22 protein-coding genes are annotated in these 26,001 nt (G+C 67.3%); 15 read left to right on the top strand and 7 right to left on the bottom strand.

Annotated elements, in window-relative coordinates; all coding sequences use genetic code 11:
- The first annotated feature begins 5 nt into the window (after nt 1-5).
- From VHN57_RS17585 to VHN57_RS17595, 3 genes are all read left to right on the top strand, one after another.
- Nucleotides 6-701: a hypothetical protein gene (locus VHN57_RS17585; RefSeq protein WP_097385742.1), complete on the top strand. Its 696-nt coding sequence runs from the start codon at nt 6-8 to the stop codon at nt 699-701.
- A gap of 63 nt (nt 702-764) precedes the next feature.
- A complete protein-coding gene (locus VHN57_RS17590) occupies nt 765-1,571 on the top strand; it encodes a transglutaminase-like domain-containing protein (protein WP_037510941.1) in 807 nt (268 codons plus the stop codon).
- Between the two features lie 56 nt (nt 1,572-1,627).
- A complete protein-coding gene (locus VHN57_RS17595; protein WP_423284726.1) occupies nt 1,628-3,265 on the top strand; it encodes an alpha-N-arabinofuranosidase in 1,638 nt (545 codons plus the stop codon).
- Between the two features lie 32 nt (nt 3,266-3,297).
- Here VHN57_RS17595 and VHN57_RS17600 read toward each other — a convergent pair whose 3' ends face one another.
- Complete coding sequence (locus VHN57_RS17600; RefSeq protein WP_423284727.1) at nt 3,298-4,050, bottom strand: isocitrate lyase/PEP mutase family protein; 753 nt, start codon at nt 4,048-4,050, stop codon at nt 3,298-3,300.
- A 90-nt stretch (nt 4,051-4,140) separates the two neighbouring features.
- On the opposite strand from VHN57_RS17600, the gene VHN57_RS17605 reads away from it, so the two are divergent.
- Genes VHN57_RS17605 through VHN57_RS17615 form a run of 3 tightly spaced genes read left to right on the top strand, consistent with a single transcriptional unit; the run spans nt 4,141 to nt 10,017 of the window.
- Nucleotides 4,141-4,959, top strand: coding sequence for an ImuA family protein (locus VHN57_RS17605; protein ID WP_423284728.1), 819 nt, complete (start codon nt 4,141-4,143; stop codon nt 4,957-4,959).
- Nucleotides 4,853-6,448, top strand: coding sequence for a Y-family DNA polymerase (locus tag VHN57_RS17610; RefSeq protein ID WP_423284729.1), 1,596 nt, complete (start codon nt 4,853-4,855; stop codon nt 6,446-6,448). Before VHN57_RS17605 ends, VHN57_RS17610 begins: the two co-directional genes overlap by 107 nt.
- Entirely contained in the window at nt 6,445-10,017 is a 3,573-nt protein-coding gene (locus VHN57_RS17615; protein ID WP_423284730.1) for an error-prone DNA polymerase, read from the top strand. Before VHN57_RS17610 ends, VHN57_RS17615 begins: the two co-directional genes overlap by 4 nt.
- 264 nt (nt 10,018-10,281) lie before the next feature.
- Here VHN57_RS17615 and VHN57_RS17620 read toward each other — a convergent pair whose 3' ends face one another.
- Nucleotides 10,282-11,241, bottom strand: a complete 960-nt coding sequence (locus tag VHN57_RS17620) for a 2-hydroxyacid dehydrogenase (RefSeq protein WP_278983643.1) — start codon at nt 11,239-11,241, stop codon at nt 10,282-10,284.
- A gap of 74 nt (nt 11,242-11,315) precedes the next feature.
- On the opposite strand from VHN57_RS17620, the gene metX reads away from it, so the two are divergent.
- A complete protein-coding gene (gene metX / locus VHN57_RS17625) occupies nt 11,316-12,446 on the top strand; it encodes a homoserine O-acetyltransferase MetX (RefSeq protein ID WP_136185624.1) in 1,131 nt (376 codons plus the stop codon).
- On the top strand, nt 12,443-13,036 hold the full coding sequence (gene metW / locus VHN57_RS17630) for a methionine biosynthesis protein MetW (protein ID WP_278983641.1): 594 nt from the start codon (nt 12,443-12,445) through the stop codon (nt 13,034-13,036). The genes metX and metW overlap by 4 nt, the downstream gene beginning before the upstream one ends.
- 7 nt (nt 13,037-13,043) lie before the next feature.
- On the opposite strand, the gene VHN57_RS17635 is transcribed toward metW, so the two are convergent.
- Nucleotides 13,044-13,655 carry a DJ-1/PfpI family protein gene (locus tag VHN57_RS17635; RefSeq protein WP_278983640.1) on the bottom strand — a complete coding sequence of 204 codons (612 nt, stop codon included), beginning with the start codon at nt 13,653-13,655 and terminating at the stop codon, nt 13,044-13,046.
- 165 nt (nt 13,656-13,820) lie between these two features.
- On the opposite strand from VHN57_RS17635, the gene VHN57_RS17640 reads away from it, so the two are divergent.
- The gene (locus tag VHN57_RS17640) at nt 13,821-15,431 is read left to right on the top strand and encodes a GMC family oxidoreductase (protein WP_278983638.1); all 1,611 of its coding nucleotides are present in this window, start codon (nt 13,821-13,823) and stop codon (nt 15,429-15,431) included.
- A 43-nt stretch (nt 15,432-15,474) separates the two neighbouring features.
- Here VHN57_RS17640 and VHN57_RS17645 read toward each other — a convergent pair whose 3' ends face one another.
- Both VHN57_RS17645 and bla read right to left on the bottom strand, forming a co-directional pair.
- The gene (locus VHN57_RS17645; RefSeq protein ID WP_278983637.1) at nt 15,475-16,296 is read right to left on the bottom strand and encodes an SDR family oxidoreductase; all 822 of its coding nucleotides are present in this window, start codon (nt 16,294-16,296) and stop codon (nt 15,475-15,477) included.
- A gap of 60 nt (nt 16,297-16,356) precedes the next feature.
- The gene (bla, locus tag VHN57_RS17650) at nt 16,357-17,283 is read right to left on the bottom strand and encodes a subclass B3 metallo-beta-lactamase (protein ID WP_278983635.1); all 927 of its coding nucleotides are present in this window, start codon (nt 17,281-17,283) and stop codon (nt 16,357-16,359) included.
- A gap of 107 nt (nt 17,284-17,390) precedes the next feature.
- On the opposite strand from bla, the gene VHN57_RS17655 reads away from it, so the two are divergent.
- Nucleotides 17,391-18,263, top strand: coding sequence for a LysR family transcriptional regulator (locus VHN57_RS17655; protein ID WP_423284734.1), 873 nt, complete (start codon nt 17,391-17,393; stop codon nt 18,261-18,263).
- A 100-nt stretch (nt 18,264-18,363) separates the two neighbouring features.
- On the opposite strand, the gene greB is transcribed toward VHN57_RS17655, so the two are convergent.
- Complete coding sequence (gene greB, locus VHN57_RS17660; protein ID WP_010337318.1) at nt 18,364-18,849, bottom strand: transcription elongation factor GreB; 486 nt, start codon at nt 18,847-18,849, stop codon at nt 18,364-18,366.
- 45 nt (nt 18,850-18,894) lie between these two features.
- A complete protein-coding gene (locus VHN57_RS17665) occupies nt 18,895-20,967 on the bottom strand; it encodes a lytic transglycosylase domain-containing protein (protein ID WP_278983631.1) in 2,073 nt (690 codons plus the stop codon).
- 99 nt (nt 20,968-21,066) lie between these two features.
- On the opposite strand from VHN57_RS17665, the gene dapA reads away from it, so the two are divergent.
- The 5 genes from dapA (at nt 21,067) to VHN57_RS17690 (ending at nt 25,978) form a co-directional block, all read left to right on the top strand.
- Nucleotides 21,067-21,945, top strand: coding sequence for a 4-hydroxy-tetrahydrodipicolinate synthase (gene dapA / locus VHN57_RS17670; protein WP_278983693.1), 879 nt, complete (start codon nt 21,067-21,069; stop codon nt 21,943-21,945).
- Nucleotides 21,946-21,989: 44 nt separating this feature from the next.
- Nucleotides 21,990-22,472, top strand: coding sequence for an SsrA-binding protein SmpB (smpB, locus tag VHN57_RS17675; RefSeq protein ID WP_010337314.1), 483 nt, complete (start codon nt 21,990-21,992; stop codon nt 22,470-22,472).
- A gap of 3 nt (nt 22,473-22,475) precedes the next feature.
- Entirely contained in the window at nt 22,476-23,069 is a 594-nt protein-coding gene (locus VHN57_RS17680; RefSeq protein WP_004208676.1) for a DUF2062 domain-containing protein, read from the top strand.
- 47 nt (nt 23,070-23,116) lie between these two features.
- On the top strand, nt 23,117-25,537 hold the full coding sequence (locus tag VHN57_RS17685) for a hybrid sensor histidine kinase/response regulator (protein WP_423284737.1): 2,421 nt from the start codon (nt 23,117-23,119) through the stop codon (nt 25,535-25,537).
- Nucleotides 25,538-25,621: 84 nt separating this feature from the next.
- A complete protein-coding gene (locus VHN57_RS17690) occupies nt 25,622-25,978 on the top strand; it encodes a response regulator (RefSeq protein ID WP_004208678.1) in 357 nt (118 codons plus the stop codon).
- Nucleotides 25,979-26,001: the final 23 nt, after the last annotated feature.

Below are 26,001 nucleotides of genomic sequence, written 5' to 3' on the forward strand. Positions count from 1 at the left end.
AATATGTGCCCTTCGCTCCGTCGCTCTGCCGCCCGCTCATCTGTGTCGTCGCCCTCTCCGCAGCGCCGGCCGCGCTGGCGGAAACCCCGCGCGAGCTGCTGACTGCGGCGGCCTTCCAGACCAGCGACAAGGCACGCGCGCTGAGCCTCATCGGCCAGGCCATCAGCGCCGCCGACCGCATATTGATGACCGCCCCCAATGATCATGAGGCGGTGCTGCAACGCGCGGTCGCGATCGGCTATCGCGCCAAGCTGACCCGCAGCCGAGCCGATGCGCGCAGCTCGCTTTCCGCGTTCGAGGCGCTGGCCGCGCGCAATCCGCGCGATGCCGAGGCACAGATGGTGATCGCCGGCTGGCATCTCGACGCGATCGACCAGCTTGGCAGCTTCATCGCCCGCACCGTGCTGGGGGCCAAGGAACAGGTGGGCGAGGCCGCCCTGGGCAAGGCGGTCGCCTTGGGCGGCAACCGCGCCTTCTATTCGGGCCTGGCCGCATTGATGCGCATCCGCGCCGATCATAATGATGTCGCCGGCGCGCTGGCGCTGGCCGAACGGGCGGCCAATGCGCCTGCCCCCGCCCCGCTCGACCAGTTGATGAAGCGCAATGCCGCCGCCATCCTGCCCGCCCTGCGCGCCGGCAACGGCAAGGCGGCCGCCGCCCAGGCGCGCAAGCTGCTGCCGTTCGGGAAGCTGCCGGAATAGCGCGACAGCGGCCTGCAGCATCGGCAGGATGACATCTTGCCGAATCTCTCCTGAAGGATGGCCATGCGTCTCGCGATCGAAGCGACCCTCGACTATGAATTTACCGGGCCGACCGACGTATTGATGGCCGTCGAGGCCGCCGCCATGGCCGACCAGCGCATCGTCGAACAATCGCATATCATCGACAATGCCGGGCCGCTGACCAATTTGATGGGCGGCAGCGCGATCGGCCGGCGCACCTGGACGCGCAGCGGCACCGGCCGGATGCTCAGCCGCTACAAGGCGCTGGTCGATGTCGATCGGCCCGCGCCCGATCTCTTCTCGCTCGCCCGCTCGCCATTGCCCAGCCTGCCGCAGGATGTGCTGCCCTTCATCTGGCCCAGCCGCTATTGCGAGGCGGACAGGTTCGTCAGCTTCGTCTGCGGCCATTTCGAAGGGCTGGACGGCGGCCCGCTGGTGCAGGCGCTGGTCGGCTGGGTGCATGACAATCTGCAATATGTGCCGGGCAGTTCGGATATCACCACCACCGCTGCCGATACTTTCGTCGCCCAGCGTGGCGTGTGCCGCGACTTCGCGCACCTCACCGCCGCGCTGATCCGCGCGCGCGACATTCCCGCCCGGCTGGTGTCGGTCTATGCCGCCGATCTCGACCCGCCCGATTTCCATGCGGTGGTGGAAGTGTGGCTGGACGGCGCCTGGCATATGGTCGACGCGACCGGTCTCGCCCCGATCGAGGGCATGGTCCGCATCGCCGTCGGCCGCGACGCCACCGACATCGCCTTCATGACCATCTTCGGCAGCGCCCAGATGAACGAACAGGCGATCCATGTGACGCGGATGGAAGAACCCAAGGACGTTACGGCCCCTTGACCCCGGCCCTGCCGCCCGCCTAGCCTATACTCAGACAAATTGAGGAAGGGGATGGCATGGGCGTGCAGCTTTCGGGACGGGCTTGGGTGCGGACGCGACGGGCGCTGCTGGCGGCAACGGCGGGCCTGCTCGCCGGCCTTGCCGGCGCATCGGCCCCGGCGGCTGCGCCCGGCGACAGCGCCGTCCTGACCGTCGACACCGGCAAGCCCGGCGCCACCATCGATCCCAATATCTATGGCCAGTTCGTCGAGCATCTTGGCCGCGGAGTCTATGAAGGCATATGGGTCGGGCCAGGCAGCCCCATCCCCAATGTGCGCGGCATCCGCAGCGATGTGGTCGCCGCGCTGCGCCAGGTGAAGGTGCCGGTGATCCGCTGGCCGGGCGGCTGCTTTGCCGATGGCTATCATTGGCGCGACGGCATCGGCCCGGCCGCACAGCGCCCCGCCGGTATCAACGCCGCCTGGGACAAGTCGGCCGAAACCAATGCGTTCGGCACCCATGAATATATGGATTTCCTGGACCAGATCGGCGCCAAGGCCTTCGTGTCGGTCAATGTCGGGTCAGGCAGCGTGCGCGAGGCGGACGACTGGATGCGCTACATGACCGCGCCGACCGACAGCCAGCCGGGCAAGGAGCGCGCCGCCAATGGCCATGCCGCGCCCTGGGCCGTACCCTTCGTCGGTGTGGGCAATGAAAGCTGGGGCTGTGGCGGCAACATGACCGCCGACACCTATGCCACTGCCTTCCGCCATTATGCCGCCTTCCTGCGCGCCTATTCGGGCGAGCGAGCGAAGCTGATCGCGGTGGGCGCGGATACCGACGATTATGAATGGACCGAAAAGGTCATGGCGCAGGCGATGAAATGGCGCCCCAATCCCACGCCGCTCGCCTACAATACCGAACGCCCGCTGATGTGGGGCCTCTCGCTCCATTTCTACAGCTTCGCCGGCAATGACTGGCGCAACAAGGGGCGCAATATCGGCTTTGGCACCGACCAATGGGCGGCCGCGCTGGCCCGCGCCCATCTGACCGACGAACTGATCCGCCGCCATGCCGCGATCATGGACCGCTATGATCCCAAGAAGCAGGTGGCGATCGCGGTCGATGAATGGGGCGCCTGGTTCGACAGCGAGAAGGACGCGCCCTCGCAGCTCTACCTCGAAAGCACGCTGCGCGACGCGGTGATTGCGGGGATGAGCCTCAACATCTTCAACAATCATGCCGACCGGGTGCGCATGGCCAATGTCGCGCAGATGGTGAACGTCATCCAGTCGCTGGTGCTGACACAGGGCGCCAAGATGGTGGTGACGCCGACCTGGCATGTGTTCGACCTCTACAAAGTCCATCAGAATGCGACGATGATCCCGGTCGATGTGCAGGCGCCCGACTATGTCGAGGGCACGGTGCGGCTGCCGGGGCTCAGCGTGTCGGCGTCGAAAGATGCGGCGGGCGCGCTGCATCTCAGCATCGTCAATCTCGACCCCGCCGCCGCCCGGCCGGTGCGCATCGACCTGAAAGGGGGCGCCTGGCGCAAGGCGAGCGCCCGGACGCTGACCGCCGCGACCATCGACACCCGCATCCGCTTCGAGGGCGCCGATCCCTTCGTGCCCGGCCCGCTGCCGGCGCGGCTGGCGCAGGGCCAGGTGGCGCTGACCCTGCCGTCCAAGTCGGTGACATTGGTGACGGTGGAGTAAGGGCGCCTAGCCCCTTATCCACCGCCGGAGCCTTACCCCTCGGCCGCCTTCAACCGTGCGGCCGCATCGTCGAACGCCGCCCAGCTGATCTGGGCCAGGCTGGCGCCGATGCTGCAACGGCGCACGCCCAGCGCCGCCAGCGCGGCGATGCCGGCCGCGTCATAGTCATGGATGACGACATTGACCGGCCTGGGCGCGACCGCCGCGACCAGTTCGGCGACGGCGCCGTGATCCAATAGGAAAGGCACGAACAAGCAGTCGGCGCCCGCCTCCGCATAGGCGACGGCGCGGGCGATGCTCTCGCTCGGCGCCATGCCGGGCACACGGAAATTCTCGCTGCGCCCGACCAGCATCAGCGCCGGATCGACCCGGTCGATCGCCTCGCGCGCGGCCGCGATCCGCTCCACCGCCAGCGGCAGGTCATATAGCGCGCTGCCCGACCAGTCCTCAATCGACAGGGCCGCAATGCCGGTCTGCGCCGCCAGCGTCACATTGGCGGCGACATCCTCGGGCGCATCGGCAAAGCCATTTTCGAAATCCGCGTTGACCGGCAGGTCGGTCGCCGCGACCAGCATCTCCAGATGCGCCAGCACCGCGTCGCAGCCCAGTTCGCCATCATCCTTGCCCGCCGCCCAGGCCGCGCCGGCACTGGTCGACGCGATCGCGCGAAAGCCCTTCTTCGCCAGCCGCACCGCGCTGCCCGCGTCCCAGGCATTGGGCAGCAGGAAAAAGCCATTCTGATGCAGGGCACGGAAATCGGCGCGTTTGCGGGCGGTGTCGGTCATCAGGAAATCCTTCTTTGTCCTCTGGATTGGCAAGCGGATTGACTCGGGCAGCCAATGAAGTGAAATAAGAACATATCAGGAACAAATGCAATGAGCGAGTCGATCAAAAGTCTCGCCGCGCTGAAGCGGCATATCGCGGCGCTGGACCGGACGCCAGCGCCGACGGTCGGCTGTGCCCGGCTTGCGACCGGTCATGCCGGGCTGGACGCGGCGCTCGACGGCGGCCTCCTGCGCGGGCGGGTGCATGAACTGTTCGGCGCGGCCGAGGAGGAAGGAGCGGCGGCCGGCCTGGCGCTGATCCTCGCCCGGCTGGCGGCGGATGACGCGCCGCTGCTCTGGCTGCGCACTATCGCATCGGCCAAGGTCGGCGGATCGCCCTATGGCCCCGGTCTCGCCGCGCTGGGGCTGGATCCGGCCCGGCTGCTGATCGGGCTGATGGCCGATGACGCAATGCTGCTGCGCGCCGCGGTGGAGGGGCTGCGTTGCCCCGCCCTCGGCGCGCTGCTGATCGAATTGCGCGGGCGGGCGCCGCTGCTGGACCTCACTGCCAGCCGGCGATTGGCGCTGGCGGCCGAACAATCGGGCGTCACCGCCTTCCTGCTGCGGGTCGGCGGCGATCCGGTGCCCAGCGCAGCGGAAACCCGCTGGCAGGTAGCGGCCGCCCCATCCGATCCGCTGCCCGGCAATGCGCCGGGGCACAGTGCCTTCGCCCTCAGCCTGCTGCGGCGACGGGCGGGGCCGGACGGGCTGGCCTGGCGGCTGATATGGGATAGCGAGAAGGGGGCTTTTGGAGACGGACGGCATGAACGCCATGAGCATGGACAGGACGGACAGCAGGACGGCGCGCCGCTATCTGGCGCTCTGGTTTCCCTTCCTGCCGATCGATCGGCTGCGGATCGCGCGGCCTGACCTCTGGGCCGCGCAGGGCGATGCGCCCGCGGTGGTGGTGGAAAATGTCCGCGGCGCGATGCGGCTCGCGACGCTGGATGCCGATGCGCTGGCGGCGGGCCTCACCCCCGGCATGACGCTCGCCGATGCGCGCGCCCGCGAGCCGGAGTTGCGCGTGTTCGAGGCCGATCCCCATGGCGACCAGGATTGGCTGGAGCGGCTATGCGACGGCTGCGCCCGCTACACCCCCAATGCCGCGCTCGATTCCGGCCATGGCCTGATGCTCGACATCAGCGGATGCGCCCATCTGTGGGATGGCGAAGCGGAACTGGCGCAGGCCGCGACCGACCGGCTGGAACGGCATGGCATGCGCGTGCGCCACGCCATCGCCGCATCGCCCGAGGCCGCCCATGCGCTCGCCCGTTTCCCCGCCGCTCCCGCGCCGGACGAGGATGCGGCGGTACGCCGCCTGCCGGTCGAGGCGCTGGAGCTGGAGGCGGAGAGCGCGGTGGCGCTCCGCCGGGCGGGACTGCGCACCGTCGGCGATCTCGCCGCGCGCCCGGCCGCCGCGCTTGCCGCCCGCTTCGGCGAGGAGGCTGTCGATGCGCTCCACGCGCTGCTGGGCCTGGGCCATCGCCCGCTTGCCCCGCGCCGTCCGCGCCCGGCGATCCGGGTCGAACGGCGCTTCGCCGAACCGATGGGCAGCAGCGCCCATGCGATCAAGGTCGTGGCGGAGATGGCAGCGGAAGCCGGCGAACAACTGGCCGAGCGCGGCCAGGGCGGCCGCCGGTTCGAAGCCGTCTTCTTCCGCAGCGACGGCCTCGCCTTCCCGATCCGGGTCGAAACCAGCCTGCCGATCCGCGACGCGCCGGCGATCATGCGCCTGTTCCAGGAACGGATCGACAGCCTGTCCGATCCGCTCGATCCCGGTTTCGGCTTCGACATGCTGCGCCTCACCGTGCCGCGCGCCGACCCGATGGCGCCGACCCAGCTCGCGCTCGAAGGGGGCGAGGCGCGCAAGAGCGAGGGCGTGGAGGCGCTGGTCGATCGCCTGTCGATCCGCGCCGGGCGCGCCCGCATCCAGCGGCTGGAACCACGCGACAGCCATATTCCCGAACAGGCACAGCTGGCGCTGCCGGCGGTCGAGCATCGCGCGCCCGAAGGCTGGGCGCCGGTCGGCGAACCCAGCGATCCGCCGATGCGCCCGCTCCATCTGTTCGATCCGCCCCAGCCGATCGATGTGATCGCGGAAGTACCCGACGGTCCGCCTCACCGCTTCCGCTGGCGCCGCACCCTGCATGAAGTCACCCGGTTCGAGGGGCCGGAACGGATCGCACCGGAGTGGTGGCAGGCCAAGGACGGCGCGATCGAAGGCGAAAGCACCGGCCGCACCCGCGACTATTACCGGGTCGAGGATGCGCGCGGCCGCCGCTACTGGATCTTCCGCCACGGCCTCTATGGCGCGGAGACCGTCCATCCCGGCTGGTATATCCACGGCCTGTTCGCATGAGCGGCCGGCGCCCGCCGCCCGATCCCGCCAAACCCCGATCGATCGACCGGCGCGAATTGAACGCGATCGAGGCAGCCCGAGAAAAAACAAAACCCGCCCCGCCGCGCCCGGCACCGGCCGAGCCCCCCTTCGCCGAACTGGTTTCGATCAGCAATTACAGCTTCCTCCATGGCGCATCCCATCCCGCCGATCTGGTAGGGGAAGCGATCGCCCTGGGCCTCAAGGCAATCGGCCTTGCCGATCGCAACAGCGTCGCCGGGGTGGTCCGCGCCTATGTCGCGCTACGTGATGCGCCAGAAAAGGCGCGCGCCAAGCTGCTGGAGGACAAGAAGGCGCGGGGCGAACCCGAAAGCCTGACGCCCGAAGAGGAAGCAGGCTGCGAAACCGACCTGCGCCTGATCGTCGGCGCCCGGTTGATCTTTGTCGACGGCACTCCCGACATCATCGTCTATCCCGCATCGCGGCAAGGCTGGGGGAAGCTGACCCGATTGCTGACCAAGGGCAATATCAAGGCGATCAAGGGCGACTGCATCCTGCATTTTGCCGACCTGCTCGATTATCTCGACGACTGGCGGATGATCATCCTGCCCTTGTCTACGGCGCAGGCGCAGCAGGAGCATGACGCCCCGCCCGATTACGCCTTCGAGGATGAGGCTATCCCCGTGCCATCTCGGCATTTGCGGCTGGTCCCGCCCGCCTCGCCACCCAGTTGGCAGGAGGCCGCGCGGCAATTGCAGGACAGGATGCCGGGTCGCGTCTGGCTGGGGCTGTCGATGCGCTATCAGGGGCGAGACGCCCGCCATGTGGCGATGATGCAGGCGGTGTCCCGCGACATCGGCATCCCGCTGATCGCGACCAACGATATTCTCTATGCGACGTCCGGCACCCGTCCGCTGCAGGACGTGCTGTCCTGCATCCGCGAAGGGGTAACGCTCAAGACGGCCGGCACCCGATTGCAGGCCAATGCCGAACGTCACATGAAATCGCCGACGGAAATGGCCCGGCTATTTGCCGACTGTCCCGATGCCCTGGCGGAAACGATCCGCTTCATCGACGGGATCGACTTCACGCTGAAGGATCTCGCTTATGAATATCCGCATGAGCCGGTGCCGGCGGGCTGGTCGCCGGACGCCTGGCTGGAGGATATGGTGCGGCGACGTGCCCGGCGGCGCTATGGCCGCCAGCTTCCGCCCAAGGTGCGCGCGCTCATCGGTCAGGAATTGCGCCTGATCCGACGCCAGAACTACGCTTATTATTTCCTGACGGTGCATGACTTGGTGCGCTTCGCCCGCGCGCAGAAGCCGCCAATCCTGTGCCAGGGACGCGGATCGGCCGCCAATTCCATCGTCTGCTTCCTGCTCGGGGTCACGTCGATCGATCCGATGGAGCATGACCTGCTCTTTTCCCGCTTCGTATCGGAGGAGCGCAACGAACCGCCCGATATCGACGTCGATTTCGAACATGAGCGGCGCGAGGAGGTGATGCAATATATCTATCGCCGCTATGGCCGGGCCCGTGCCGGCATCGCGGCGACCGTCATCCATTATCGCTCGCGCAGCGCGCTGCGCGAAGTCGCCAAGGTGTTGGGCCTCAGCGAAGATGTAGTGATGCGCCTGTCGGCGACCGTGTGGGGCAGCTATTCGGGCGATCTTGGCGATGCCCGCTTCGTGGATGCCGGCTTTGCCCTCGACAATGGTGAAATCCAGCGGCTGCGCACCCTGGTCCAGCAATTGATCAGAGCGCCTTTCCCCCGTCATCTGTCCCAGCATGTCGGCGGCTTCGTCCTCACTCAGGATCGGCTGGACGAGACCGTGCCGATCCATAATGCGGCCATGGCCGACCGCAGTTTCATCGAATGGGACAAGGATGATATCGACGCGCTGAACCTGATGAAGGTCGATGTGCTGGCGCTGGGAATGCTCAGCTGCATTCGCCGGGCCTATGCGCTGATGAACCAGCACGGGCTAGGTCGCCATGACCTGACCGTCGATCTGCAATCCAGGGATCCGGCCGTCTATGACATGCTCTGCAAGGGCGACAGCATCGGTGTCTTCCAGGTCGAGAGCCGGGCGCAGATCAACATGTTGCCCCGTCTCAAACCGCGCAACCTTTATGACCTGACGGTGCAGGTGGCGATCGTGCGGCCGGGGCCGATCGAAGGGGATATGGTGCATCCCTATCTGCGACGTCGGTGCGGCGAGGAGAAGGTCGACTATCCCAGCCCCGGTACCGACTTCGGCCCGCCAGACGAGTTGGAGAAGTTGCTCAAGGACACTTATGGCGTCCCCCTGTTCCAGGAACAGGCGATGAAGCTGGCCATCGTCGCGGCCGGCTTTTCCTCATCCGAAGCCAATCAGCTCCGCCGCGCGATGGCGACCTTCCGCAATGTCGGCACCATCCATCATTTCCGCGAGAAGATGATCAACGGCATGACCGCGCGCGGTTATGAGGCGGAGTTTGCCGCGCGCTGCTTCAAGCAGATCGAAGGGTTCGGCAGCTATGGCTTTCCCGAAAGCCATGCCCTGTCCTTCGCCCGGCTGGTCTATGTCTCGGCCTGGATCAAATGCCACCAGCCCGCCATCTTCGCCTGCGCCCTGCTCAATTCCCAGCCGATGGGCTTCTATGCCCCGGCCCAGTTGGTCCGCGACGCGCGCGAGCATGGCGTCGCCATCCATGATGTCGACGTTAATATGAGCGGCTGGGACAATGGCCTGGAACCGCTGTTGCGCAGCCGCCACGCGGACAAGGGCGAAGGCACCGGCCGAGCGCTGGCGCTGCGCCTTGGCCTGCGCCAGGTCGACGGTTTCCGCGAACAATGGGCGGCGCAGATGGCGGCGGCGCGGGCGCAGGGGGGCCTCTTCACCAGTATCGAGGACATGGCCCGGCGTGCCGGCCTACCCGCGCGGGCGCTGCGGCTGCTGGCCGATGCCGATGCCTGCCGCTCGCTGGGGCAGGACCGGCGCACCGCTTTATGGGAGGCGCGCCGCACCCCCTCGGACGAACTGCCCCTGTTCGCCGCCGCCCGCCGGCACGACCGCGCCGCCCGCGAACTGGGGGAGGAGGCGGACGCGATGCTGCCCGCCATGCCGCTCGCCGAACAGGTGATGGACGATTATGCGGTGACCCGCCTCTCGCTCAAGGGCCATCCGATGCAGTTCCTGCGCCCGGTGTTCGCGGCCGAAGGCGTGCTGAGCTGCGCCCAGACCAGCGCGGCGAAGAATGGCGCGCGCGTCCGCACCGCCGGCGTGGTGCTGGTGCGCCAGCGGCCGGGCAAGGGCAATGCCGTCTTCATCACCATCGAGGATGAGACCGGCATCACCAATATCCTGCTCTGGGCGCGCCTGTTCGAGCTGCAGCGCCGCCCGGTCATGGCCAGCCGTCTGATGCTGGTCGAGGGCGAGGTGCAGCGCAGCAAGGAAGGCGTCGTCCATCTGATGGCCAGCCGCATCCACGACCGCACCGCCGACCTCAACCGATTGTCGCAATCCGAACCGCCGATACAGGCCGCCCCCGCCGCCCGTCACCCCCGCGACGTGCGCATTCTACCCAAATCGCGCGACTTCCATTGAGATTGCAAGGACGGCTAGCGGCGATTCACTATCGTCGGCTTGTTCGATCGTCGGTCAGAAAAGCGGACCTCGCCGGTTCCGTCATCCCGGACTTGATTCGGGATCCATTCAGCGCTCCCCATCCGCCATAGCGCAGAATGGATCCTGACTTTCGTCAGGATGACGCCGGCTAGAACTTGCAAGAAACGACCAGAAGCGGGCGTTTCCAGTTCCTCCCCAAGCTTGCTTGGGGAGGATTTTCGGACAGTCCGCTTCCCACCCATACTACACCACCGGCGTCAGCAGCGCCTCCCCTGCAAACCAGGCGTCCAGATTGGCGACGACCAGGTCGGCCATCGCCTTGCGGGTGTGGACGGTGGCGCTGCCCTGATGGGGTTGCAGCACGACATGGTCCATCGCGAACAGCGCTTCGGGCACATGCGGTTCGTGCGCGAACACGTCCAGCCCCGCGCCGGCGATGCGCCGGTCGGCCAGCCGCTCGACCATCGCCGCCTCGTCGATCACGCCGCCCCGGCTGATATTGACGATGACGCCGTCCGGCCCCAGCGCGTCCAGCATCGCGCCGTCGACCAGCTTGGCCGCTTCCGGCCCGCCCGATGTGGCGACGATGATGACCTCGCTCTGGCGCGCAAAGTCGATCGCGTCGGCGACATAGCGATAGGCGGTGTCGGCTGCCGGCTTGCGGTTATGGTAGAGGATCTCGCCGGCCACCGGCTCCAGCCGCTTTGCGATCGCCCGGCCGATCCGGCCCAGTCCCAATATGCCGATGGTCGCGCCGGTCACCCGGCCCGCCAGCGCCGGCTTTTCGCCCCGCGCCCAGCCGCCCGACCGCACCAGCCGGTCATTGGCGGCGATGTTGCGCACCGTCGCATAGAGAAGGCCGACGGCCAGGTCGGCGACATCGTCGGTCAGCACGTCGGGCGTGTTGGTGACGCGGATGCCCTTGGCGCGGGCATGGTCGACATCGACCTTGTCATAGCCGACCGAGAATAGCCCGATCATCTCCAGCTTCGGCAGCGCGTCCATGATGGCGGCGGGCGCCCCGACCGATCCGAAGCTGACCAGCGCGCGCGCCTCCAGCACCTCCGCCGGCAGCGCGGACATATCCGCGTCCGCCGTCACATTATGGACGGTGAAGCGCTGCTCCAGCTGGTCGGTCAGATAGGGATAGAGCGGGCCATAGGCGACGATGGTCGGACGGGTCTGATCGGTCATGTTCTCCATCTAGGGACGGCGCAGGCCGATCGCCACCCCGCCCGCCAATTGACAGCCTCTTTCCCTCGTCTTAGCCCGATGTCATGGCCAGCGTTTCCCCTGACACACGTTTCGGCCTGCGCCGCCAGGCCCGCCTTCCCGGTCCGCTACCGCTGTCGAGCGGCGCCAGCCTGTCCCCGGTCGACATCGCCTATGAAAGCTATGGGCAGATGAATGCGGACAAATCCAACGTCATCCTGATCTGCCACGCGCTGACCGGCGACCAATATGTCGCGTCGGACCATCCCGTCACCGGCAAGCCGGGCTGGTGGTGGCGGATGGTGGGCGAGGGCAAGCCGGTCGACCCGGCGCGCCATTTCATCATCTGCTCCAACGTCATCGGCAGCTGCATGGGATCGTCCGGCCCGGCCAGCATCGACCCCGCGCTGGGCGATCCTTACGCGATGCGCTTCCCGGTGCTGACCATCGCCGACATGGTGCGGGCGCAGGCGATGCTGCTCGACCATCTGGGCGTCGATCGGCTGGCGGCGGTGATCGGCGGGTCGATGGGCGGCATGCAGGCGCTGACCTGGCCCACCCTGTTCCCCGACCGGGTCGAACGCTGCGTCGTCATCGCCTCGACCGCGCGCCACAGCGCGCAGAATATCGCCTTTCACGAAGTCGGGCGCCAGGCGATCATGGCCGATCCGCTCTGGCGCGGCGGCGACTATTATGCCGATGGCAAGGTGCCGAGCGCGGGCCTCGCCGTGGCGCGCATGGCGGCCCATATCACCTATCTTTCCGAAGCAGGCCTGACCGAGAAATTCGGCCGCCGGCTGCAGGGGCGTGACGCCAAGACCTTCGGCTTCGACGCGGATTTCCAGGTAGAGTCCTATCTGCGCCATCAGGGGTTGAGCTTCGTCGAGCGGTTCGATGCCAACTCCTATCTCTACATCACCCGTGCCATGGACTATTATGACATAGCCGAGGATCATGGCGGATCGCTGGCGCGGGCCTTCACCGCGACGCGGGCGCGCTTCTGCCTGGTCAGCTTCGACACCGACTGGCTCTATCCCACCGCCGAATCCCGCGCGATCGTCCATGCGCTCAACGCCTCGGGCGCGCAGGCCAGCTTCGTCGAACTGTCGAGCCCCTTCGGCCATGACGCGTTCCTGCTTGAAAGCCCGGAACTCAATCGCGTGGTCGATGGCTTCCTGCGCGGTGGCCGGGCATGAGCGATCTTCTCCGCCCCGATCTCGCGCTGATCGCCCGCACCGTGCGGCCGGGCACGCGGGTGCTGGATGTCGGCTGTGGCGACGGCGCGCTGATGGCGGCATTGCGCGACACTAGCCAGGTCGATGCCCGCGGGCTGGAGATTGACGGCTCCAATGTCGCCGCCGCGGTCGGCCGTGGCCTGTCTGTGGTGCAGGGCGACGCCGACACCGACCTTGCCTATTATCCCGACGCCAGTTTCGACTATGCGATCCTCAGCCAGACGTTGCAGACAACCCGGCGCCCGGACCTGGTGGTGGAGGAATTGCTGCGCATCGGCCGCCAGGCCTTCGTCTCCTTCCCCAATTTCGCTCATTGGCGCGGGCGCCTGTCGCTGCTGTGGGGCGGTCGCATGCCGGTGACGCGGCTATTGCCCGACACCTGGTATGACACGCTCAACATCCATCATGTGACGGTCGATGATTTCCGCGCGCTGGTGAAGGATCGCGGCTGGACCATCGATGGCCAGTGGTTCCTGAAAGGGGACAAGGAAACCACCCATGCGAACGCCAATATGTTCGCCGAACATGCGGTGTTCCTGCTGCGCAGATAGGCGCCCGTCAGGCCGGCACCGCTTCCACGAACGGCGCGATCACCGCCCGCGCCCGTGCGACATAGTCGGCCTTCTCGCCCACCGGCGCGACATAATGGAGCGCCGCTTCTGCATCCGCCATAGATCCGCCCCGCGCGATCATCCAGGCGGCGAGATAGGGCGCCGACAGGCATCCGCCGGCCGTCGCGACATTGCCATGGGCGATGAAGGGCGCATCGATCACCCGCACCCCCGCCTCCACCACCCAGGGCTTGGTGGTCAGGTCGGTGCAGGCCGGCAGGTCGCCGACCAGGCCCAGCTTCGCCAGCAGCAGCGTCCCCGAACATTGCGCCCCGATCAGCTGGCGCGCCGGGTCGAGCGTGATCCGCCCCAGCATCGCCGCATCGGTCGCAATCTCGCGCGTGCGGATGCCGCTGCCGATCAGCACCGCGTCCGCTTGCGCCGCAAAGTCCAGCGGCCGCTGCCGCTGCACCGTCACCCCGTTCATCGACGTCACCGTCTCGTCGGGCGCGGTGATATGGGCGGCCCAGCCCTGCGGCTTCATCCGGTTGAGGATGGCGGCGGCGATGAAACTGTCCAGTTCGTTGAACCCTTCGAACGTCAGTATCGCAATCTGCATGGGCCATCCTCCTGCGCCGTCACCCGCCTGCCATAGCCCCTTGCCCGCCCGCGCCCATGGCCAGTTTGCAGGCCATGGCCCGGCCAGATATCGCCACCGCGCCCGCCCCGCCCCTTTACGCCGCCGCCCCCGCCGGGCCATGTTCCACGCACAAGAGGAGAGGCGATGGACCGGGATTATGGCCGCTGGGATTATATCATCCTGGGCGCAGGCAGCGCGGGATGCGTGCTGGCCAACCGGCTGAGCGCCGATCCGCGCAACCGCGTGCTGCTGCTGGAGGCCGGCGGCAAGGACGACTGGCTGTGGATAAAGATCCCGGTCGGCTATCTTTATTGCATGGGCAATCCGCGCACCGACTGGTGCCTGAAGACCGAGGCGGAGGCTGGCCTTGCCGCCCGCGCCATCGCCTATCCGCGCGGCCGGGTGATCGGCGGCAGCAGTTCGATCAACGGCATGATCTACATGCGTGGTCAGGCGGCCGATTATGATGGCTGGCGCCAGGCCGGCAATATCGGGTGGGGCTGGGACGATGTCCTGCCCTATTTCCTGCGGGCGGAGGATCATCAGGACGGGGCCAGCGCCACCCATGGCGCAGGCGGCGAGATACGGGTCGAGCGGCAAAGACTGCGCTGGGATCTGCTCGACCGCTTCCGTCAGGCCGCCAGCCAATATGGCGTGCCCGAAACCGCAGACTTCAACGGCGGCGACAATCTGGGCTCGGGCTATTTTCAGGTGACGCAGCGGCGCGGCCGGCGCTGGAGCGCCGCCGACGCCTTCCTGCGTCCGGCCATGAACCGCCCCAATCTGCGCATCGTCACCGGCGCGACGATCGACCGGGTGACGATCGCGCAGGGCCGCGCCACCGGCGTGCGCTTCCTGCTGGATGGCGACGCCTGCACCGCGCAGGCTGATGGCGAAGTCATCCTGTCGGCCGGGTCGATCGGCAGCCCCGCCATCCTCCAGCGATCGGGCATCGGCGACGGCGCCCGGCTGGCCGCACTCGGCATCGACGTGCTGGCCGACCGGCCGGGCGTCGGCGAAAATCTGCAGGATCATCTCCAGATACGCTGCGCCTATCGGGTGACCGGAATCGCCACCCTCAACGGCCGGGCCGGATCATGGCTGGGCAAGGCGTGGATGGGCCTGCACTATCTCGCCAGCCGCTCCGGGCCGCTGTCGATGGCGCCCAGCCAGCTTGGCATGTTCGTCAAATCCGATCCGCGCCATGCCACCGCCAATCTCGAATATCATGTCCAGCCCTTGAGCCTGGCCGCGTTCGGCGGCGCGCTCGACGCCTTTCCCGCTTTCACCGCCAGCGTCTGCAACCTGCGCCCGCACAGCCGCGGCGATGTGTGGATCCATTCCGCCGATCCGCTCGCCCCGCCCGCCATCCGCCCCAATTATCTCTCCGCCGCCGAGGACCGTCAGGTCGCGATCGAGGCGGTGCGCGTCACCCGCGTGATCGTCGGCCAGCCGGCCCTCGCCCCCTATGCGCCGCAGGAGTTCCGGCCCGGCCCGGAGCGGCAGGATGATGCCGCCCTGCTCGAAGGAATCGGCGCGATCGCCAGCAGCATCTTCCATCCGGTCGGCACCGCCGCCATGGGCAGCGGACCGCGCGCGGTGGTCGACCCGCAATTGCGCGTCCATGGCATTGCCGGGCTGCGCGTCATCGACGCATCGGTGATGCCGACGATCACGTCGGGCAACACCAATGCGCCGACCATGATGATCGCGGAAAAGGGGGCGGAGATGATCCTCGCCGCCGCCCGTTCCTGAACTATCGGGCCTGAGCTTGCGGGCCTGAGCTTTCGCGCCTCAGTCAGCGCCCGGTCGCCGACGCCCCCGTGCGATAGCCCGGCTGGGCCGGTTCGCCGAACGCCGCCAGGATCGTATCGAACCGGCGGGCCAGGTCGTCGCGATATTCGGGATGGGTGATGATATAGGGCTGGTCCTGCTCGACCGCGCGCACCACCGCCCGGCCCAGCCAGATCGGCTCCATCATGTTGGCGCGAATCTGCGCCAGCCGCGCCGGGTCCATCGCGCCCGGCCCGACCGTGTCGGATTCCGACATGCGGCTGCGGGTCAGGCCGGGGAACAGGGTGGAGACGCCGACGCCATGGGGCGCCAGTTCCTGCCGCAGCGAATCCGACAGGCCCAGCACGCCGAACTTGCTGGCCGAATAGGCGGCGAACAGGCCGAAGGGGTTGAGCCCGTTCATCGACGATGTGTTGACGATATGCCCCGCGCCCCGGTCGACCATCGCCCGCGCGAAACAGGCGATGCCATTATAGACGCCGGTCAGGTTGACCGCGACCAGCCGGTCGAAATCGGCCGGGTCCATGTCGATCAGCGGCGCGAAACCGGACGCGATCCCGGCATTGTTGCAGAGGATATCCACAGGCCCGAAGCGCGCCTCCGCCGCCGCTTTCGCCTGCGCCCAGCTGTCGCGGCTGGTGACGTCGATCGGCAGCGCCATCGCGTCCGTCCCCGCCGGCAGCTTCGCCGCCTCCGCTTCGGCGAAACCCGCGTCGATATCGGCCAGGATGATGCGCCCGCCCTGCTCGGCAAAGGCTTGAGCCATCCCTGCGCCAATGCCGCCGCCACCCCCGGTGATGAATATCGTTCTGCCTGCGATCTGCATCCTGCCCTCCTTTATATTTACAACAATAGTGTTGCAAATTAAGACCAGCAGGGAAAGGGGCTATTGGCCCCGGCTGTAACTGCGCGTTTCCCCTTCCGCCGCCAGCTTCTTGTCCAGCATCCCGGCGGCGCGGTCGGCATAGCGACGGCAGGCGGTCGGATCGATGAAGGCATTGGGCACGCGCTTCGCCCGCAGGCGCGCCAGCTTCGCCGGGTCGGCTGGATCGGGATGGGCCGTGATCAACAGGTCGCAGTCCATTGCGCCCACCTTGGCAAAGGTCGCGCGAAAGGCATCGACCACCGGCCGGTGCGCCGGATCGGAAAACGCATAGCCATCGGCCGCGATCGGATTGAGGCTGGAGCCGAAGACCATGGTCGCGCATTGCCGCCCCTCGCAGCTTTTCCAGCGCCAGCTCATGCTGCCCATCGTATGGCCCGGCGTCGCGACGGCGGTGATGACCGTGTCGCCCAGCCGGATCTCCTCGCCATCCTTGACCGTGCGCAGCCGGCGGACGGCGGGGAAACGCTCCAGCCAGGCCGCCTGCGGATCGTCCGGATCGATGCCGCCGGTGCGCAGCACGGCCGCTGCCGGCGCGCTCGCCACCACCGTCGCGCCGCTGTCGCGGGCCAGCGCGGCCAGCCCGCCGGCATGGTCGAAATGCGGTTCGGTGCTCAGGATCAGCTTCACGTCGCGGATCGAAAAGCCCAGCGCCCTGATGTTCGCCTCCACGTCGCGCACCGCCTGCGGCACCGCGCCGTCGATCAGGATCAGGCCCGCGTTGGTCTTGATAAGCGCGACATTGAGGCCGCCAAACCCGACCAGATAGGTCTGGCCATGCAGCCGGATCGGCGCCTGTGGGGCCAGCCAGCGCTTGGACGAGGCGAGCGCGATCGGCCGCAGCAGCGGATCGTCCACCGCCTTCGTCCAGGCCGGGCCACCCAGAAACATCGCAGCCATGCTGATACCTACGCCCATCCAGTTGCGCATCGCTTTACCCCTATATGCTTGGTGATGGGCAGAGATTGCGGGAGATAGGGGCTTGCGACAAAGCATCAATTCTCGACACAGCCATTAGCTGATCTTATGCAAAGATCATGGATCGCGCCCAATTGCCGCTCAATGCCCTGCGCGCCTTCGAGGCGGCGGCCCGGCATCTCAGCTTCACCCGCGCCGGTCTCGAACTCTGCGTCAGCCAGGGCGCGGTCAGCCAGCAGGTCGCGCAGCTTGAGGCGCGGATCGGCGCACCACTGTTCCGCCGCCTGCCGCGCGGCCTCGCTCTGACCGACGAGGGGCTGGCGCTGCTCCCGGTGCTGGCCGATGCGTTTGACCGGGTCGGCGGCACGCTGGAGCGGATCGAGGGCGGCCGGCTGCATGAAGTGCTGACGCTGGGCGTGGTCGGCACCTTTGCCGGCGGCTGGCTGCTGCCGCGCCTTGCCGATTTCGCCCGTGCCTGCCCCCATGTCGATCTGCGGCTGATGACCAACAATAACCGGGTCGACCTGGCCGGCGAGGGGCTGGACCTGGCGATCCGCTTTGGCGAGGGTGCCTGGCACGGCACCCATGCCCAGCCGATCCTGCGCGCGCCGCTCGCCCCGCTCTGCACGCCCGCCCTCGCCGCCCGCCTGGCCGATCCCGCCGCGCTCGCGCGCGAACCCCTGCTGCGCTCCTATCGTGCCGACGAATGGCCGCGCTGGTTCGCCGCCGTCGGAGCGCCCTGCCCGCCGCTGCGCGGGCCGATGTTCGATACCTCGCTGCTGATGGTGGAGGCGGCACGGGCCGGCCTTGGTGTCGCCCTCGCCCCGGTCGCGATGTTCGCCGCCGATCTGCAGGCCGGGCGGCTGGTCCAGCCTTTTCCTGAGAGCGTCGATGTCGGCGGCTATTGGCTTACCCGCCTGCTGTCCCGCCCCGACAGCCCCGCCATGGCCGCCTTCCGCGCCTGGCTGCAGGATGCTGTCCTACAGGGCTGATCGCCCCTATAATGGAGATGGCCCGCGCAAGGATGTTACGGAGGTTGGAAATTCCATGTCGAAATGTGCGAGAAATGTGGGAAATTAAGCGATCGAAATCCTATTGCGGATAGCTGATCGCCATCACCTCATATTCCTTTTCCCCGGCGGGCAGATGCACCCGGCGCAGGTCGCCGATGGCCGCCCCGCGCAGCGCACGGGCGATCGGTGATCCCCAGCCGATCCGGCCGGCGTCCACATCGGTCTCGTCATTGCCGACGATCGTCACGGTGCGATGATTGTCATCCTCGTCGGCGATGGTGACGGTCGCGCCGAAATAGACCCGCCCCTTATCGGGCTGTTGGCGCGGGTCGACGACCTTGGCGTCCTTCATCTTCTTCGACAGACGCTTCAATTGCCCGTCGATCTCGCGCATCCGCTTGCGGCCATAAAGATAGTCGCCATTTTCGCTGCGGTCGCCATTGCCCGCGGCCCAGCTCACCACCTCGACGATGCGCGGCCGCTCGACACCCAGCAGATGGTCATATTCGGCGCGCAGCTTCGCAAAGCCCTCGGGGCTGATATAATTGGGATAGGGACCGCTCATGCCGCCCCTTATCCACAGCCTTGGCCGACGCGCAAACCGGAAAGATCAGCCCGGCGTCTGCTTGCCCAGATAGCGGCTCAGCACCGCATTGCTGCCCTTGAACTTGGCGCGCTCCGGATTCATCGCTTCATAGACGACAGCATTTTCCAGCACCCGCTGGACATAGTTGCGCGTCTCGAAGATCGGGATCTGCTCGATCCAGCGCAGCATGTCGGCGCCCGGCAGGCGCGGGTCGCCATTGGCCTTGACCCAGCGATTCACATTGCCCGGCCCGGCATTATAGGCGGCCACGGCCAGCGGATAGCTGCCGCCATAATAGTCCAGCATGCGCTGAAAATAGCCCGACCCCAGCATGATGTTGTAGCTGGGATCATTGAGCGAGCCTGCGTCATAGCTCAGGCCCAGCTTGCCCGCCTGCTCCCGCGCCGTGCCCGGCATCAGCTGCATCAGGCCGCGCGCGCCGGCATGGCTGACGATCTGCTTGTCGAACTGGCTTTCCTGCCGCGCGATCGCATGGACCATGGTCCAGTTATATTGCGCCGTCGGCGGCACCGGCACGCGCGGAAAGGCGCTGGCGCCATAGCCGGTCAGGCCGTTGGACACCGCCCGGCGGCCGACCATCACGCCCATGTCCGGGCGGCCCAGATTCTGCGCCAGCTCGGCGGCCAGGAAATGATCGCCATCGCTGTCGGCGCCATTGGCAATGGCGCGCACGAATTTGCTCTGGTCTTCCCAATAGCCCATCTGGCCCAGCGCTCTGGCGGCGCGCACCACCGACCGGTTGTTGAACTCGCTGCGTTCGGCAGCCGAGATCGACACCGCCCGTTCGGGCGGCGGCGGCACCGGCCGGCCCAGCCGCTCCAGCGCCAGCTGGCCATAATATTGGTCGGGGAACTGTGCCGACTGGTTGAAATAGCTGTTGGCGCTGGCGGCATCGCCCGCCTGCAGCGCCGCGCGCCCGGCCCAATAATAGCCCTTGGCCTGGACCTGGGGCGACTTGCCGCCGGTCGCATAGCGGCGGAACATCGCCACCGCATCGGTCGGACGGTTGAGATTGTAGAAGGCGGTCGTGCCCGCCAGCCAGGCAAGGCTGGTATAATCGTCGCGCTCGCCGATCGGCCGGGTCGACACGTCCGTGCCCGGCGCATAGGCGTCGTCCAGCTGGCTGGCGATGCCATAGGCAAAGCTCCACTGGCTGTCGTTCGCCGACGACCGTGCCTGGGTCAGCAGCGTCTCATACCATTTTTCGGCATTGCCGGGGCGGAAGGTCAGCGGCTGGCGATTGGCCAGATATTGGCGCCCGGCGATCCAGTTGCCGCTGTTGAGCAGCCAGGTCGCCTTGTCGGCGATGAAGCCCGCATCGCTCGCCCCGCCGGCCGGCTCGGCCGTCTGCATCTTGATCGCGGCGTCCGGCGACTTCTGGCGAAAGGCGATGCGCGCATCATAGATCGCCCGCCGCGCCGGGCTGACATAGGCCAGCATCCGCATCGCGCCGATCGTGTCATTGCTCCACAGCAGCACGTCGGCGCGCTGGTCATGGTCGGCCACGGTAAAGCCCGATCCGAACAGCGACAGCAGCCGCGCCTCGTCGGTCGGGCTCAGCGTGCCGGTGATCCAGGCGGTGCGCGCGGCCACCCGCGCCTCGTCCATCCGGCCGGTCTGCATCAGCGCCACGGCATTGCGGGCATGGCCGGTCGCGGTGCGCGCCGGGAAGCGGGCGAAGAAGGCGATCACCTGGCGCGGATCAAAGCTGTCGGGATTGATCCCGGTCTCGGCCAGCCGCCGCATCCGGTCCTCGCCCGGCCAGCCGGGATTGGCCATGATGAAGCTGGCATAGGTGGAAAAGCCGAGGCCATCGCTCTGCTGCAAGGCGCGCCACTGGCTGATCGTGCCGGCGATCGAGGGATCGGACGGCATGCCGACGCGGCTCGCCGCCTGGTTCCAGGCGCTGGGCTGAGTCGAGCCCGGCTGGCCCGGCAGGGGCTGCACCATCGCCTGGGCATAGACGGTGGGGGTTTCGGTCTGGGCGCCGGCACCGGCGGTTGCGAGCAATAAAGCAATGACAGGCATGCGGATCAGGTAACTTTCGACAGTTCCGGGCTTCGGCATGCTGGACATAATCGCTATTGCATCCTTATCAGGCCCTGAATGACGCGCTATAGCGCGCCGCTTGCCCGATCATGCCCCGGTCGCCCGGAGAATTGAAGGAGTTTAATGATGTTTTCCGGGTCGATTCCAGCCCTGGTGACCACTTTCCGCGACGGAGCGGTGGATGAGGCCGCCTTCCGCGCCCTGGTCGACTGGCAGATCGAGGAAGGGTCGAGCGCGCTGGTCCCCTGCGGCACCACCGGCGAAAGCGCGACCATGACGGTCGAGGAGCATAATCGCGTCATCGCCATCTGCGTCGACCAGGCGGCCGGCCGCGTGCCGGTGATCGCCGGCTGCGGATCGAACGACACCCGCATCGCGCTGGAACATATGTATGCGGCGCAGGCCGCCGGCGCCGACGCGGCGCTGGTCGTCGCGCCCTATTACAACAAGCCGAATCAGGACGGCGTCTACCAGCATTTCGCCTATCTGGCGCAGCGCTGCGACCTGCCGATCGTCCTCTACAACGTCCCCTCCCGCACCATCACCGACATCGGCGTGCCGGTGATGCACCGGCTGAGCCAGGAATATCAGTCGATCGTCGGGGTGAAGGACGCCACCGGGAATCTGGGGCGGGTCACCGCGCAGCGCCTCGCCTGCGGCCCGGACTTCTGCCAGCTTTCGGGGAATGACGAAACCGCACTCGGCTTCAACGCGATGGGCGGCCGGGGCTGTATTTCGGTCACCGCCAATGTCGCCCCGCGCCTGGTCGCCGATTTCCAGGCGGCCTGCGCCGCGCAGGATTGGGATGGTGCCCTGGCGCTGCAGGATCGTCTCTATCCCCTGCATGATGCCCTGTTCAGCGATTCTTCACCCGGCCCTGTCAAATATGCGCTTACCCGCGTGCGGCCCGACATGCCCGGCGAGCTTCGGCTGCCGATTACCTGGCCGTCGGAATCGAGCCGCGCCGCGGTCGATCGCGCGCTGGAGATCGCCGGTCTGGTTTGACGCGCCGGCGTCCCTATATGATGAATTGAGTTAAGCAGCAGAATATGGCCCGCCCCCGCCCCGCAACCTTCGACAAGAAGAAGATCGTCGCCGAGAACCGGCGCGCCCGTTTCGATTATTTCATCGAGGACGTGTTCGAGGCCGGCATCGCGCTGCAGGGCACCGAGGTGAAGGCCCTGCGCGGCGGCGAGGGCAATATCGCCGAAAGCTATGCCGAGGTGAAGGGCAACCAGGTGTTCCTGGTGAACAGCAACATCCCCGAATATAGCCATGGCAACCGCGAAAATCACGAGCCCAAGCGGGTGCGCAAGCTGCTGCTGCACGAGCGTGAGATCGAGAAGATGCACAGCGCGGTGTCGCGCAAGGGCATGACGCTGGTGCCGCTGATGGTCTATTTCAACAGCCAGGGCCGGGCCAAGGTCGAACTGGCGCTGGCCAAGGGCAAGCAGAATCACGACAAGCGCGACACGATCAAGGAACGCGACTGGAAGCGCGATCAGCAGCGCATCATGAAGGCGCATAGCTGATCCATGGACAATCGCTTCTCCCGCTGGTGGCACGCCAACGCGCCAACCCGTGAATCGCTGGAGAAGAGCCGCGTCCTTGCCCCCGTCGCCCATCGCGTGCTGGAACCTTCGCTGTGGCGCTTCACCCGTCGGTCGGTGCCGCGCGGCGTCGCGCTCGGCCTGTTCGTCGGCATCTTCCTGCTGATCCCCGGCGTCCAGATCGCCGGCGCCGCGATCTTCGCCCTGCCCTTCCGCGCCAATATCCCGGTGGCGGCGGCAATGACCTTCCTGTCCAACCCAGCCACCACGCCGCTGATCCTGATGGCATCGGTATGGCTCGGCAACTGGATGCTCGGCCGCAGCGCCGACGCCTCGGGCTTCATGGCGCTGGTCGATGGCCATGCCTCGATCGGCCAATGGTGCGCCTGGCTCTTTTCCGAAGCCGCCCCGGCCATGCTGCTCGGCCTCTTCCTCATCTCGCTCGCCAGCGCGGTGCTCGGCTATGTCGGCGCCGACTGGTTCTGGCGCCGTCGCATGGGGCGCAAGTGGCAGGCGCGCAAATTGAGGATTGGCAAGCGCAATGAAAGCAGCGCATTGGAAGAGATCGCCCGGATCTGATCCGTGGCGTCATGGTTCCATTGTAAGGGCTTAAGGGGACGGCGCCGATGGTCGCGCGGGTAAACAGGGATGATGAGGCGTGGATGGGGCAGGCCCCGTCGCGCAGCTTCGTGCCCCTGCTTGCGCTCGCCGCGGCCGCCTCCGCCGCGATCGTCCTCTATGCCATTGGCGACTGGGCGCTGGCCGCCGGCTTTGCCGCCACGGTCATCACCATCGCCGCGCTGCTCGCCTGGTATCGCCACCTCTATCCCCCGCCGCTGTCCGCCGGCGATGCCGTGCCCGACTGGACCGTGGCGCGCGCCGCCGCCGACGCCTCCAGCATGGCGATCGCCGTCACCGACCGCGCCGGCCGACTGGTCTGCGCCAGCGACCTGTTCGGCGAATGGTTCCCCGGCTATCCCTCCCCGCCGGCCGTCAATGCCGATGCCTCGCTGATCGAGAGCCTGACCGCCGCCGCCCGCGCCGCCTGGCGCGATGGTGAGGCCAAGGTGGAGGCGATCGCCCATGCGACCCTGCGCCTCGACGTCGACATCACCCGCACCGGCCGCTCGGAAGATTATCTGCTCTGGCGCTTCACCCCGATGCGCCAGCCTAGCGCGCTTGACGATGTCCATCGCGTCCTGACGGGCGAGGCCGGGCGGCAACTGGGCGAAGCCGGCATCATGGCCGTGATGATCGGCGGCGAAGGCCGCATCCGCGCCGCCAACGGCGCCTTCCTGCTGCGCGCCGCCGGCCGGATCGACGCCAACATCACCGGCCGCGATTTCGCCGCCCATATGCGGGTCGATGACAAGGGCCGGCTGTTCCTGGCGCGCGAGGAAAGCGGCGGGCTGCCGCTGCGCCTGCTGCAGGTGCCGCTGCGCCGTGCGTCGCAGCCGGGCGGCGTCCAGAATGGGACGCAGGACGGCCCGATGCTGCTGCTGCTGATCGACGAGCCGGCCGGCGGCGGCGGCACCTCGGCCCTTTCCTATATCGAAACCCTGCTCTCGCTGCTGCCCTTCGGCCTCGCCATGGCCGATCGCGACGGCCGGGTGCTATTCGTCAACAAGGCGTTTGCCCGCGCCGCCGGCATCAAGGACGCCGAAACGCCCAGCTATCCCGGCGATCTTGTCGTGCGCGAGGATCAGGCGGCGGTGGCCGACGCGGTGCGCCGCTTTGCCGTCGGCCCGCAAATGTCGGGCGACATCGCCGTGCGCATGCGCGAACAGCCCGAGGAACCGATCGCGCTCAGCCTTGCCGGCGTCCGCGGCCTGGGCGAGGCCGCCGTGCTGCTCAGCCTCAAGGACAATAGCGAGGAATCGAAGCTCAAGCGTCAGGTCGCGCAGGCGACCAAGATGCAGGCGATCGGCCAGCTGGCCGGCGGCGTCGCCCATGACTTCAACAATATCCTGACCGCCATCATCGGCCATTGCGACCTGATGCTGATGCGCCATACGCCGGGCGACAGCGACTATGACGACATCACCCAGATCAAGTCGAACAGCAATCGCGCGGCGGGCCTCACCCGCCAGCTCCTCGCCTTCTCGCGCCAGCAGACGCTGCGCCCCCAGATATTGCAGCTGCCCGACATCGTCGCCGACGTCTCCAACCTGCTGAAGCGGCTGCTCGGCGAGAATGTGAAGCTCGACGTCAGCCATGGCCGCAACCTCGGCGCAGTGCGTGCCGACCCCGGCCAGCTGGAACAGGTCATCATCAACCTGGCGGTCAATGCCCGCGATGCCATGCCCGAAGGCGGCACGCTCAATATCCAGACCTATGGCGTGCCGGCGAACCGCGTGCGCGAGATGCGGCAGCAAATTCTGCCGATCAGCGACTATACCGCGTTGCGCGTGTCCGACACGGGGCTGGGCATCCCGCCCGACATCTTGTCCAAGATCTTCGAGCCCTTCTTCACCACCAAGGAACTGGGCAAGGGCACGGGCCTTGGCCTCTCCACCGTCTACGGCATCGTCAAGCAGTCGGGCGGCTATATCTTCGCCGAATCCGAACTGGGCCGGGGCGCCAGCTTCGTCATCTATCTGCCGGTCTATGCCGGCGGCGATATCGAACAGGCCAAGCCCAAGACGCCGATCAAGCGCAGCGAAACCTGGGGCACCGGCACGGTGCTGCTGGTCGAGGATGAGGATATGGTCCGCGCCGTGGCCGAACGCGCCCTCACCCGCCAGGGCTACAAGGTGCTGACCGCCAGCGACGGCGAACAGGGGCTGGAAGTGCTGGGCGGCAGCGAGAAGATCGACCTGCTGATCTCCGACGTGGTGATGCCCAATATGGACGGCCCGGCGATGGTGGCGCAGGCGCGGCGCAGCTTCCCGGACCTCCCCGTGCTGTTCATGTCCGGCTATGCCGAGGAGCAGCTGCGCAAGTCGATCGACATCGCCAATGTCGCCTTCCTGCCCAAGCCCTTTTCCGTCAACCAGTTGGCTGAAGCGGCGCGCGACGCGCTGGCGATGCGACCGGCGGTGGAATGAACTTGCCCGCCGGCAAACGATTATGCTGGGCATCGCCTGCCCCTTTGGCTAGCGATGGGAAGCAAGAACAAGGGACAAGGGCGCATGGCTGACGGCAAGTCCATCCTCATCGTCGAGGATGAAGCGATGATCGGCATGATGCTGGAAGATTATCTCGACGCGCTCGGTTATCGCCTCCACGCGACCGCCGCGTCGGTGGACGAGGCGTGCGCCCTGGCGCGCGAGGGCGGGTTCGACGCCGCCCTGCTCGACTGCAATCTCCAGGGTGAAAAAAGCTGGCCGGTCGCCGACATATTGGCCCAGCAGTCGATCCCCTTCCTGTTCGCCACCGGCGGCATGGCGGATGATCTGCCGCAGGGTCATGCCGATCGGCCGACGCTCGCCAAGCCCTTCACCATCGGCGCCGTGGAACGCGCGCTGGAGAAGATTCTCGCCGACTGAATAGGCAGGATAGGAAATTTCCG

Source organism: Sphingobium salicis subsp. salicis (assembly GCF_049472635.1).
Taxonomy (GTDB): Bacteria; Pseudomonadota; Alphaproteobacteria; order Sphingomonadales; family Sphingomonadaceae; genus Sphingobium; species Sphingobium yanoikuyae_A.

Excerpts from the sequence above, each read along its gene's own strand:
- VHN57_RS17590 (WP_037510941.1), top strand. The coding sequence starts at position 765 with ATGCGTCTCGCGATCGAAGCGACCCTCGACTATGAATTTACCGGGCCG.
- VHN57_RS17595 (WP_423284726.1), top strand. The coding sequence starts at position 1,628 with ATGGGCGTGCAGCTTTCGGGACGGGCTTGGGTGCGGACGCGACGGGCG.
- VHN57_RS17600 (WP_423284727.1), bottom strand. The coding sequence starts at position 4,050 with ATGACCGACACCGCCCGCAAACGCGCCGATTTCCGTGCCCTGCATCAG.
- VHN57_RS17605 (WP_423284728.1), top strand. The coding sequence starts at position 4,141 with ATGAGCGAGTCGATCAAAAGTCTCGCCGCGCTGAAGCGGCATATCGCG.
- VHN57_RS17610 (WP_423284729.1), top strand. The coding sequence starts at position 4,853 with ATGAACGCCATGAGCATGGACAGGACGGACAGCAGGACGGCGCGCCGC.
- VHN57_RS17615 (WP_423284730.1), top strand. The coding sequence starts at position 6,445 with ATGAGCGGCCGGCGCCCGCCGCCCGATCCCGCCAAACCCCGATCGATC.
- VHN57_RS17620 (WP_278983643.1), bottom strand. The coding sequence starts at position 11,241 with ATGGAGAACATGACCGATCAGACCCGTCCGACCATCGTCGCCTATGGC.
- metX (WP_136185624.1), top strand. The coding sequence starts at position 11,316 with ATGGCCAGCGTTTCCCCTGACACACGTTTCGGCCTGCGCCGCCAGGCC.
- metW (WP_278983641.1), top strand. The coding sequence starts at position 12,443 with ATGAGCGATCTTCTCCGCCCCGATCTCGCGCTGATCGCCCGCACCGTG.
- VHN57_RS17635 (WP_278983640.1), bottom strand. The coding sequence starts at position 13,655 with ATGCAGATTGCGATACTGACGTTCGAAGGGTTCAACGAACTGGACAGT.
- VHN57_RS17640 (WP_278983638.1), top strand. The coding sequence starts at position 13,821 with ATGGACCGGGATTATGGCCGCTGGGATTATATCATCCTGGGCGCAGGC.
- VHN57_RS17645 (WP_278983637.1), bottom strand. The coding sequence starts at position 16,296 with ATGCAGATCGCAGGCAGAACGATATTCATCACCGGGGGTGGCGGCGGC.
- bla (WP_278983635.1), bottom strand. The coding sequence starts at position 17,283 with ATGCGCAACTGGATGGGCGTAGGTATCAGCATGGCTGCGATGTTTCTG.
- VHN57_RS17655 (WP_423284734.1), top strand. The coding sequence starts at position 17,391 with ATGGATCGCGCCCAATTGCCGCTCAATGCCCTGCGCGCCTTCGAGGCG.
- greB (WP_010337318.1), bottom strand. The coding sequence starts at position 18,849 with ATGAGCGGTCCCTATCCCAATTATATCAGCCCCGAGGGCTTTGCGAAG.
- VHN57_RS17665 (WP_278983631.1), bottom strand. The coding sequence starts at position 20,967 with ATGTCCAGCATGCCGAAGCCCGGAACTGTCGAAAGTTACCTGATCCGC.
- dapA (WP_278983693.1), top strand. The coding sequence starts at position 21,067 with ATGTTTTCCGGGTCGATTCCAGCCCTGGTGACCACTTTCCGCGACGGA.
- smpB (WP_010337314.1), top strand. The coding sequence starts at position 21,990 with ATGGCCCGCCCCCGCCCCGCAACCTTCGACAAGAAGAAGATCGTCGCC.
- VHN57_RS17680 (WP_004208676.1), top strand. The coding sequence starts at position 22,476 with ATGGACAATCGCTTCTCCCGCTGGTGGCACGCCAACGCGCCAACCCGT.
- VHN57_RS17685 (WP_423284737.1), top strand. The coding sequence starts at position 23,117 with ATGGTCGCGCGGGTAAACAGGGATGATGAGGCGTGGATGGGGCAGGCC.
- VHN57_RS17690 (WP_004208678.1), top strand. The coding sequence starts at position 25,622 with ATGGCTGACGGCAAGTCCATCCTCATCGTCGAGGATGAAGCGATGATC.